Source organism: Paenibacillus sp. NPDC055715 (assembly GCF_053617595.1).
The window spans coordinates 141,629-152,923 of the sequence record NZ_JBSHGA010000006.1; the positions used below are offsets into that span (position 1 = coordinate 141,629).

Below are 11,295 nucleotides of genomic sequence, written 5' to 3' on the forward strand. Positions count from 1 at the left end.
TTTACCTTTTCCTCTGTAATTCTACAACTTTCACCTGTTCAGCCTTAAATGCACAAGGTTATCCTCGTTCATTTAAGGCTGCCTTTAATGGAGTATATTCGTCAAGAATTAGCCATAGACTATAAAGAGTACATAAAGCCCATAGATATTAGATACACTTATTAAGTTCTAGTCCTCTAACCTATTATAAGTAGTAGGCCAATGACGGAGTAGCAGCAATTTATCATACATAATGAAACAAATTACTTCACTATATTAACCTTTGCACCGTCCGTAAGTAGACTTGCCCCCTTAACGACGACCGTTTGCCCCTCAGAAAGCCCCTTGGTTACTTCAACCTGCTTAGCACTTTCCTGACCCGTTTGTACTTCCACTTGCTTTGCAACAGTTCCCTCAACTACATAGGCATACTTCTTCCCCGCCTGATCTGTAATGGCATCCTGCGATACCAAAATGTTTTTAGAAGCTTGTGACTTCATATATACACTCACTACCATACCTGATTTCAATTCACCGGAACCGTTAGGAACTGAAATCTCGACAGGATATGCCTTGAGGTCGTTGTCCATAACCGGATTGATGGCCGTCACTTTGGCTTCAATACGCTTATTTAATGAGTCCACACCTACAGTTACAGAGGAGCCCACCTGAAACTTAAGAAGCTCTGCTTCAGAAACGTTGACTTTTGCAATAATAGGATTGGTATTCGCAATCGTAGCAACCGTAGACTGTGCACTAACCATTTGACCCTGTGTTCCTGTTATTACCGATATTGTGCCTGAGATCGGAGCTTTGACTACAGTATTCACTAGCTGACTACGTGCCGTGTCTAAACTGGACTTAGCCTGATTAACAGAAGCTCTTGCTACGTCAATACCCGTTTTCTGTTGCGCAAGGCGCAATGATTTCTGAGCATTGCTATATGTTGTTTGAGCACTCTCCTTGGACGTTTGAGCATTATGAAGTTTGAGCTGTGCATTCTCCAGCGTAGTTTGAGCCTTTCTATGCGCTATTAGAGACTGCTCTAAATCGGATTGAGAAAGAGCACCCGCACTAAACAACTGTTGGTTGCGATTGAGCGTATTTTGAGCATCACGCACAGAACTCTGAGCATCTACCAGATCGGCCTGTGCTTGGGTAATGATACTGTCTTGCTGAACAAGCGCACTTTGGGCTTGATCCACAGCAGACTTCGCCTGCTGTACAGATTGCAATGCCCCACTTTCAGCTTGCTTCAAATTAGCCAGTGTAACTTGATAAGATTCCTGGGATTGCTTAATCGTGTCCAGCAAATCCTTTTGATCTATAGTAAACAATGTGTCGCCTTTGCTTACTTTTTGCCCCATTGTAAGATTAATACTTTGAATCTTACCACTAATTTTTGGAGATACCTGAGCCGTCTCTTTGGGAGCGAAGCTTCCTACAATACCGGTTGAATCACTAATACTGCCTTTGGCCACCTGTGCCACTTGTACAGGGATCGCCTTCTGCTGCGTAGTCGGGGCGTCAGCGGGAGCCTCCCCCCCCCCACAGCCTGCCAATGCAACCGACAAAAGCAATGTCGTAGCCATCAAAGCACTTTTTTTATTCATTATTTCTCTCCACCTCACCTTATATATGAACACTCTTTCGTTGCAGCTTTGCTTCTTTTTTCATTTGTCTTTTTAATTTGCGATCCTTACGCTTCTGTATAATGTTATCGAAAATAACATAAACCACCGGAATGAGAATCAATGTAACAAGAGCCGCGAAGGACAAACCAAACACGACAACGACTGCCATCGGCGCCTGTAACTGAGTACCGTCTCCCGTAGCAAATGCCATAGGAAGCAATGCCATTACAGTTGCCAGCGTTGTCATCAAAATTGGACGGAGACGTTCGGAAGCTCCAAAGATAATAGCCTCATCCCGATCCTGTCCTGCTTTTCGAAGCTGAATAATGAAATCAATCATAACAATCGCGTTGTTAACTACCAGACCGGCGAGCATAATATAACCAATCAGAGACATTAAATTAAGAGTAGTTCCCGTTACGACCAAACCGATAAGTACCCCGATTAAAGTAGGGGGGATCGAAAACATAATAACAAACGGTGTAAGCAGCGACTCAAACTGGCCTGCCATCACCATATAAATTAAAATAATAGATACCAATAAGGCAATTCCCAAATACAAAAAAGACTCCCTCATTTTCTCTTCCGATCCACCACCTGTATCTGCGCTATAGCCCTCTGGAAAGTGGGTGTTTTTCAGAAGATTGCCTACGCTTCGATTGGCGCTAGTAGTATCTCCTCCTCCATCAATACCAGCTGTAATCGTCACTTGACGCACTTGGTTCTCACGTTTAATCGTTCCAGGAACCTCGTATTTATCAATGCTGGCTACCGAAGACAACGGTACATCAATGCCCTGCTGGGTTGTAATTCGCAAGGTTTTTAAATAGGACAAATCATGACGATACTGATCAGGCAGTGATATTTTCACATCAATCTGATCTTCTCCGGTACGATAGCTTGTAGCCACCGATCCGTTAAAGGAGGTGTTTACAGCATACAGAACTTGAGACGCTGACAAGCCGTATTTGCTGGCAAGCTCACGATTAATGGAAATTTCAAATTCCTCGCGGACTTGATTCAGGTCACTTTTAACATTGACGGTCCCTGGTATGTTCTTCACTTCTGCAACGAGTTGGTCTGAGAGTTCTCTCAATACATCCATATCGTCACCTTTCAATCTAATCTGCACAGCTGCGCCAGCTGATACACTTTGATCAGAGCCCATAGTAATTTCAACATCAGGAATGCTGTCAAACTTCTTCCGAAGCTCAGCGATCACATCATCAGTTGCGCGGGTGTGTCCACGCTTTAGTTTTACATTAAGCCCTGCCGAACCGCCAGAGATGTCTACCGTCATTTCATCAAGCTCAGGAACTTTCAAAATTTCTTTTTCGACACCCTGAACGACCTTCTGGGTTTCTTCCAGCAACGTTCCGTCAGGCAACTTCACTACAACATTAAACGATCCTTGATCCTCAGCCGGAAACATAGCAGACTTAACGCTATTAATCAAAGGCAATGCGGCCACAAACATGAGCAAAGTAATCAGCAGAACGGATTTTCTGTGATTGATCCCCCATTTCAGCACACGGCGGTAGCCACCCTTGAACTTGTCAAAGCCGATATTAAACCAGATAATAGGATTAATGCCTTTGTAGGTCCCCGAAGAATATACCGATTCATCAGGAACTGTAGGCAACCAGCGCGAACTAAGCATCGGTACGATCAAAAGTGATACCAACAAAGCTGCAATATGGGAAAAGATAACGGTCAGCGCCAACGGTTTAAATATTACGCCCGCGAGTCCGTTAACAAACACGACAGGCAAAAATACCACAATCTGCGCAAGAGCAGATGCCATAACCGCGTTGCCCACCTGCTTGGAGCCGTCAATAGCCCCTTGCAGCATGCTTTTCCCTTCATGCCGTTGTCTGAAAATGTTTTCGATAATAACGACGGCAAAGTCTACAAAGGAACCCAGTCCAAGCAGCAGACCGCTCAATGAAATAACGTTAATCGTTTGTCCGCTGAAATACAACATCATAAATGTCGCTACGAAAGAAACGGGAATAACGATGGCTGCAATGATCGTAGAACGCATACTGTTTAAAAACAGTAGCAAGACAATGGCCGCAATCACGAGCCCTATAACAGCATGCTCCAGCACCGAGTTCACAGAGTCGCTAACAGGCTCGGAAAAGTCATTAACGAGCTCGAGTTGGGTTCCCGAAGGCAGATCCTTCCGAATTGAATCTAGACTTTTCTTAACGGAATTGCCAACCGAAAGGGTATTACCTCCTGTAGCTTTCGTAATTGCAATATTAATACTAGGCTTACCATTGTATGTGGAAATGGACGTGATATCTTTCAAAGTATCTTGAATGGTTGCAATGTCCTTTAATTTCACACTCCCCTTGCCTGCAGGGATCGGTGTTTCCCCCATTTCCGAAACAGCCTGATATTCACCCTGAACACGGATTTGAATTTCCGTATTACCACGATCAACAGAACCGCCAGAGCCTGATTGGTTGTTACTTGCCAAAGCCTCACTGATCTGATCCAGCGTAATTCCATAGCTTTGGAGCTTGGACTGATCCACGGTAATCCGAACAAGCCGATCTTGTCCCCCCGACAAATTAACCGAGGCGACACCTGCAATTCTTTTAAGCCGTGGCTCAATGATATCTTTTGCAATAGGCTTCAGCTTGTTAACATCCCGATCACCGATGAATGAAAGGGTAATAACCGGACTTGAATTGGGATCATATTTCATAACACGTGGTGATTCCACCGATTTGGGAAGTGTCCCCCTAACGTCATCAAGCTTATCCCGTATGTCGAGTGATGCCTGATTCAGATCCACTCCCCAGTTAAACCAAATTATTATCTGAGACGTTCCTGCCGAGGACGTAGAAACAATCGAATCCACGTCCTGAAGAGTAGATAAACCTTTCTCAAGAGGTTTGGTAACCAATTCCTCCACTTCTTTTGGGGTTGAATTCGGAGCGTTGGTACTCACCATGATGATCGGGTACTTCATGTCTGGCAACAGCTCGACAGGAAGCCTTAACGCAAAAATACTGCCCCCGATTAGCAAAGCAATAATTAACATAAATACAGTTACAGGACGGCGTATTGAAAACTGAGACATCTCATCACTCCCCACTCATTTCTCTATGTAATATTTAAGCACATTAATCTTCTACTACGATGAAACAGACGTAAAGTTTCAGATAAATGCACAAAAAAACATATAAGCAGATAATAAACGCATTTTGAGATAAATACTTAAAGAAAGTAATCAATTTTAAAGTATTCGTGATAATTCAAGAAGTTATAAACTTTACCATTAGTGATCTGCCTCTTACTATTATTGCATAGGCACTTAATCCCAGTCAAATAACAAATTTACAAAAAACATCCCTCTCATGTATATGAAAGGAAATTGCCAATTCCACATGGAGGGATGTTCGATAAATTCAGCTTTTTTAAGGATTAGATTTTAGGAAGCAGTTTTTTATCAGCCATAACTTTAGCTATAATAATGGCTGCATCTCCACGCAAGGTCAGAGATGTAGGGTTAAACATATAGCCTTTTTTCAGATCACTAGCATCAATAGGTGAACCTGTGATGAAGCCCTTGTTGGCAATAGCCAGCACAGATGCTTGTGCGTAGTAATCAATCTTGTCTGCATCTTTAAAGGTTTTAGACAGATTCTTCATAATTTTGTCGTGATCTGTTTCCAGCTTCAAATTTAATGCCTTGGCGATAATGACTGCTACATCTTGGCGTGTGATTACATCTTCCGGCATAAAGATTCTCGGTTGCGAACCTTTTACAATACCGGCGCGTGCAGCCGTTTCAATATAACGATAATCATAGAGAGCATCTGCTGATATCGTATTTGAAACTGACACGTCGTCAAAATGCTTCGCACCACTGTAGTTAAGCGGAATTTGCAAGCCTTTGACCATCATCGTAGTAAATTCGCCTCTTTTAATGTAGCTATCAGGTCCAAAACTGTTAATTGGATCCATTGGATTCATGACGCCCTTAGCTAAAATAGCCTCGATATAGTCTCTAGCGTATTTGTGTTTAATGACATCAGTATACGTTTCTCCAACCTTAGCAACTACATAGTAGCCGAAACGATCAAACGGTACTTTAATGGTATGTTTCTTCGGATCTACCACACCGCCAATGTTCTGCCAGTCTTTGAGATCAGGGTCAAAATAGAACACCGTCATTTGTTTCCCTGCATCCTGAGCGATACTGCTATCATACGTCAGCGTTAATGTAGCACGCTTGGAAGGCACCAATTCATTAGATGGATCGCGCCAGTAGAAGTTTTTGATCTTACTACTGTCGTTTTGTGACTTATTGGCCAGTTGGTACGGATCGGCACCGTAAGTTACAGGATCATACGCATCTGTTTTGATATCATCTGCTACACCTGGGTCAATCCAAAATACTGGGCTTGACTTGGCATAACGATCTGGAAAATCTCTATTAAAATATTTCCTTCCATCTGCGATCAAGCTCTTCATATCCGATAATGCTTTTTCAGTTTCAAACTCATGACGGTCCACTACACCATCTTCGCTGTTCGCTATCGCAAAATACAAAGTATGTCCGGAGAAGACCTGGTTTTTGAACTGCTGCGCCTGATCATAATCTCGACGAATCAGACTCGTTCCCTTAGCAAAAGCAAGTGTAAGATCACCATCAAACACTTTGTGCGATGTCTTCATGGCTTCCATGTACTGCTCGCCAGGGATGTTCGTAGGCACATATTTTACAGTAATGGTTTGCTTCAGTTTATCTTTACCTTTCGTAACCACTACATCAATTTTATTGTCTTTATTAGCTTTCAGACCTGTAACGATGGCTTTGTACGTTGAAGGATAATCAATGGTGCCATCATAGTCAGAGTCAAATCCCTCTTGAACCGCTGTTTCCTTACCTACCATAACACTATCTGCATTACCTGCGTTCACGACAACTTGCACAAAGTTTTGATTCACGATTCTCTTTTCAGGGAGTGGACGCAAAATATCAAAAGATGTGGATTGGCCGGATACTTGCAGACGGAACGTTGCAGATGGTCCGCTTTTACCACTGTTGTACAAGGTAATGTTATAAGCTACCGCTGTTCCATCTTGCGGAATCGTTTGGTTTTTCAGCACAAAGCTGAAATACTTCTTGTCCGGATGATAATAAACCAGCAGATCCTTTAAATCTTTGCTGTTGAATTTATCCGTAGTAGAACCAGAATTGTACACTGTCTTGGCATCTTCGGCTGAGTAGAACTGATTATTCAGAGTCCAGTTGACCTCACTGCCGTCAGATCCTTTAATCTCCAGAATATATTGGTCTTTATTGGTGATGTCACTTAACGCACTCGGTACCTGGCTTGTATTTCCCAAATCGGCAATGCTAAAGGTACCAAATACATTGATATTTTTCAGGGGTGTAGTGTAATTCGTGTCATTCACTTTTGTAAAATTAGCATCTTTGGTTTTTGGGGCAATTTCACTATAATTTGGTGCACTGCTCAGTCCACTAACTGGAGTAAACGGAATAATACCTTGCGTGTTTGCAACAGGAATTACCGGTATATTCGTTTGTGTAAAGTTTACTTTTACTGTATTGGCGTACTCAATACCCGGTTTGTATACAAACTTGATTTCATTATTCCCATTCGCCAGTGCATTAGCTGCCGCATTCTCGGAGGATAAAGCGAGCTTAAAGTCCACTCCTGTGCCATCCAGATCAACTAATACATTGTTTACATACAGGAATACATTTCGGTTACTGCCTGTGTAATGAATATCTGATGCATTACTTACGTTGAGCAATTTACCTTTAAAGTAGCCCAATTGGGTCAATTTATAGGTATTCAAGTTTGCGCTAGATGTATTCAACGGAATTTGTTGTCCGTCATAAATCGTATCGTATTTCATGAATGGACCCTGCAACAGATTCACTGTCGCTTTGATCAATTTGGTCGAGTCTCCATTCAGGTAAAAATTCAGTACGTTTGTGCCCTCTTTAGGCAGGGAGTCAATGTAAGCAACAATTTTCTTTACCTGTGTTGACTTACCATTAATCGTTCTAACCACATCTTGAGAACCTACCGTGTGTACAGTTACGCCAGAAAGCTCACTAATCGAAGTTGGAGCCCCGTTAACCACGATAAATTCTAAACCTACAGGAACAGACGGCGCATCTGTGGTTTTATTTTTCATAGAATTACCGGACAATTTTTGGGCTTCTGTTGTAGCTGCCGTTTGGTCTGATCCAGACCCATTGATTCTGTTCAACAATTGAACATTAAAATCGGAAAGGTAATTAACATCATCAATGTAAGGTTGTGTGCTGCTGCGCAATGTAAATTGCACAGGATATGCTGCTGGAGGTGTACTACTATTATCAAAAGTTAACCCCAGAAACGCTCCAGTTACATGATCAATGACAGCACTTGTAGGTACATTCACCTGAAATGGATACACTCTATAGCCATTTGAAGTTGTCACATTAGCCGTATCAATCGTAGCATCTACACCGCTGGTACTACCAACAGCTTTACCGTTGTTGCTTACATCAATAAACCGTGCATTAATGGTAGCCACCTTCGGATCGGAAGCCCCCCCTGGGACTAACACTTTACCTTTTAAAACAATTCCACTGGTGTCTGCCACTGTAAAGTCTGGTGAAGTGGTCAGATCCGTAGACACATTGCCATCCTTATTCAAATTCAAATCAGAAAATTCAGGTTTTCCTGTATAAATTGTAATTTCGCGTGTAACCGTAAGGGCCTGAGTGCCATTACCTACTTTGATAGTCACTACGTTTTTACCAGGGCTGAGTACGACACTACCTGTTAATTTATAGCCTGTGTAGCTATTAACAGTATAAGTGTTACTACTTTTTGCAGACGTCAGCGTTACATTGTCAGCATTGGGCGCTGTACCTTGAATAACTACTTTGACGTCATCCGTACCGCTATTGTTCGCATCAGTCAATACAGCTGTTTGGTTCTCTACCAATTGCTCTGTTTGACCATTTAACATAGCAGACAAATCGTAGAGCTTGGGCCCGTCCTGATACTCAATATAAATAGAATCCTTCATATCAGCCGAATTTTGACTGCTTTGGAACGTAATTCGATTCAAACCAGGAAACAGCTTAATGTCTGTAACTTGAAGTGTGGAGCCAGTGACCGTAATTCCGCCCTTTTGGCTCTCATTTTTATTAACCTCAGTAAGTTTTGTTCCATTTTTGGATATCTGGAATACACTGTACGAAATGGTGCTTCCGTTCACCCCATTAATCGTACCATTAACTGTAACACGGTCAGTGTTCACCACTCTGGCTGAATCCGCGTCATATTTTTCATTTGGAAAAATAAAATAAGTTCCCGTCGCAGCATGAGCCGTACCTACCAGGGCTGCCGGCACCAAGCCAATGATGAGACCAACCGTCAGCAACATAGATAGCAATCGTTTCAAATCATTGTCCTCCTTTGATTCTGTCGCACCTTGGGGCACGTAATCATTCAATACTTTTTTTATCGGTAGCGAACATACAAAAAATTAGTAAATACGCAAAAAAAGAGGGGGGGGAACATAGCGAAGAACAAAAAAGCCCTCAAACCCGCGGTATACCGCCAAGCTTGAAGGCTTACTTTTAAAATAAAAAATTATAATTTCGAACGAGTCTGAGAATCTGGCTTAGCCAGCAACCGAATCAAGGTGTTAATCACCGGGCGTTTGGTTTTACCGACAAGACCAATAACCTCAGCACCGATCTGTAAGAAGAACATCATAATACATATCACGACAAAGGTAACCCAGTTCGCTTCATTAAGCGCAGCAGACGATTGGATAACAGCTAATATGCCAAAGAATGCGGCTATGCTGTAAATAATCAATACAGTCTGTCTATGACTAAAGCCCAATTCGCGCAGGCAGTGATGTAAATGACCTTTGTCTGGCGAGAAAATCGGTTTTTTCTGCAACTTGCGACGAATGATTGCAAAAAATGTATCTGACAAAGGCACGCCGATAATGATCAATGGGGTAATAAACGATACAATGGCTATCTGTTTGAATCCGAGCATCGACAGCATCGCCAGACAGAAGCCCAAAAATAGAGATCCTGTATCACCCATAAATATTTTTGCAGGATGAAAGTTAAAAAACAGAAATCCGATAATGCTACCCAGCAGCACCAGGCAAAGCATAGCAACCATATAGTTGCCCATCAGAAGAGACATTACAAAAATCGTTCCGATTGCGATTCCCGAAACACCAGCAGCCAGTCCATCCAGACCGTCAATCAAATTGATGGCATTCGTTACACCTACAATCCAGAAAATCGTAAGCGGGATGGAGATCCAGCTTTCCAAAGAAGAGTATGCATCCTGAAAAGGCACATTCACAAAATCAACACGAATATCAAAAGCAAATACAACCATACACGCAACGGCAATTTGAGCCAAAAATTTCAATTTTGCATTAAGATCAAAACGATCATCGAGAGCACCAATCAGTGTAATCAGCGTTCCGCCAATCAGAAAGGCTGCGATAAAATTAATATCCCGTGAGGACAGCATTCCTTCAGGCACAAAAGGTAAAATCGCCAATAAGGACAAAAGAAATGCCAGGAAAATCCCCAGACCGCCAAGACGCGGCATAATTCGGGTATGTACCTTTCGGGCATTCGGCACATCAACGGCTCCAACCTTCACAGCAAATTTCTTGACGAGCGGTGTCAATAACAGCGCAAGTCCCAGTGCCATGATGAAACCAATAATATAGATCAATAACATTTGATCATTCGACCCCCAATTTTAAAGCAATCCCTTTTCAGATGTAACCGCATTGAATTATACTCTGATCGAAAATAAATACCAAGCTTCATATTCTGGCAAATTAGCGGGTTTTGAAGGCAGATTCAAGCTATTTATCACACTTTTGTGACGTTTTCTTTTTCACGCATCACTTTCACGGCAAATTTCGGCAGCGCAAGCATTCTTTTGTAGCGACTTGGCTCTTTCAATAGCCTATACAACCACTCAGCTCTGAGCTTTTGGAACAATTTAGGAGCGCGTTTGGCTTTACCGGATATAATATCGAAGCTGCCGCCCACCCCCATCATCACAGGAACACCCAATTGTTCTTTAAATTTACCAATCCAGGGCTCCTGCGTGTCAGCTCCACGTGCTACAAACAGCAAGTCAGGATTTGCTTCACGAATAGCTGCAATCACCGCTTCATCCTCTTCCGGTCCAAAAAATCCGTCACGCTTGCCGCAAACCGTAATTCCGGGATAAAGCTCATGTACCCGTTGTGCAGTCGCTTGAATCACCTCAGATGTCGATCCGAGCAAATATACTTTCCAATGATAGTTTTCTCCAGCTCCAAGTAATTCATGTAACAAGTCAAAACCCGCCACACGTTCTGGTACTGGATGCCCTACATAATTTGCTGCCCAAACCACGCCAGTCCCATCCGGGACGATGAGCTCCGCCTGCTTCATCACTGACATGTACATAGGGTCTTCCAACGCTGCCATAACCATAATCGGATTAGCAGTGATCACTTGATGGGGTCGGCGAGACTCCACCGCTTGAATTAATACATTTAATGTATCTTTCATATTAAGCCTTGATACCGGAACACCGAAAATCGGGACGGTAGGCACATTCGTAACCTTATCAACTGTCACTGTATC

Annotated in this window: 5 protein-coding genes; all 5 read right to left on the reverse strand. The window is 42.6% G+C overall.

The features are described 5' to 3' along the window. Nucleotides 1-242 precede the first annotated feature (242 nt). The 5 genes from ACWGOO_RS12225 to ACWGOO_RS12245 all read right to left on the reverse strand — a co-directional run bounded on the left by ACWGOO_RS12225 (nt 243) and on the right by ACWGOO_RS12245 (nt 11,289). A complete protein-coding gene (locus tag ACWGOO_RS12225) occupies nt 243-1,592 on the reverse strand; it encodes an efflux RND transporter periplasmic adaptor subunit (RefSeq protein WP_452483708.1) in 1,350 nt (449 codons plus the stop codon). Nucleotides 1,593-1,611: 19 nt separating this feature from the next. Next, complete coding sequence (locus ACWGOO_RS12230) at nt 1,612-4,707, reverse strand: efflux RND transporter permease subunit (RefSeq protein WP_452483709.1); 3,096 nt, start codon at nt 4,705-4,707, stop codon at nt 1,612-1,614. A gap of 344 nt (nt 4,708-5,051) precedes the next feature. Next, nucleotides 5,052-9,068 carry an S-layer homology domain-containing protein gene (locus ACWGOO_RS12235; protein WP_452483711.1) on the reverse strand — a complete coding sequence of 1,339 codons (4,017 nt, stop codon included), beginning with the start codon at nt 9,066-9,068 and terminating at the stop codon, nt 5,052-5,054. A gap of 191 nt (nt 9,069-9,259) precedes the next feature. Beyond that, nucleotides 9,260-10,390 (reverse strand): glycosyltransferase family 4 protein, encoded by a 1,131-nt coding sequence (locus tag ACWGOO_RS12240; RefSeq protein WP_452483712.1) that lies wholly within the window; start codon nt 10,388-10,390, stop codon nt 9,260-9,262. Nucleotides 10,391-10,527: 137 nt separating this feature from the next. Next, nucleotides 10,528-11,289: a WecB/TagA/CpsF family glycosyltransferase gene (locus ACWGOO_RS12245; RefSeq protein ID WP_342415776.1), complete on the reverse strand. Its 762-nt coding sequence runs from the start codon at nt 11,287-11,289 to the stop codon at nt 10,528-10,530. Nucleotides 11,290-11,295: the final 6 nt, after the last annotated feature.